This window comes from Bradyrhizobium sp. Kon69 (assembly GCF_055807515.1).
In genome coordinates, this window is the sequence record NZ_JBVVOS010000246.1 from 1 (window position 1) to 306 (window position 306).

The following is a 306-nucleotide window of genomic DNA, read 5'->3' on the forward strand; positions in this document are numbered from 1 at the left end:
TCCAGCGCCTCGGCGCTGGCCGGGAACAGCGGATCGAACAGCTGCAGGTCGACGAGCATTTCGATGGTGTCGGCGGTCGGTGGGTTTCCTGTCTCAGGTAGAACGCGTCCTGTCGCGCCCGACCGTGGCCGACCTGACCGCCATCAGCCACGCCCTCGACGTGCTGGTGATTGCCTTGCAGTACCTGATTGGCCGGCGCATCTCACACCGCTACCTGAGCCAGTGGCTCATCGCCGGCTTGGGCATCGACATCGGCACGCAACGCATTGATCTCATCCATCGAGCGAAAGCTGAGCAATTCGAAGT

Annotated in this window: 1 protein-coding gene; it reads left to right on the plus strand. The window is 62.7% G+C overall.

The window, feature by feature from the left end; translation table 11 throughout:
* Positions 1-124 precede the first annotated feature (124 nt).
* Positions 125-306, plus strand: a 182-nt coding sequence (locus tag AC0L3U_RS39015) for a hypothetical protein (RefSeq protein WP_473365061.1), incomplete at its 3' end; no start/stop codon positions are given.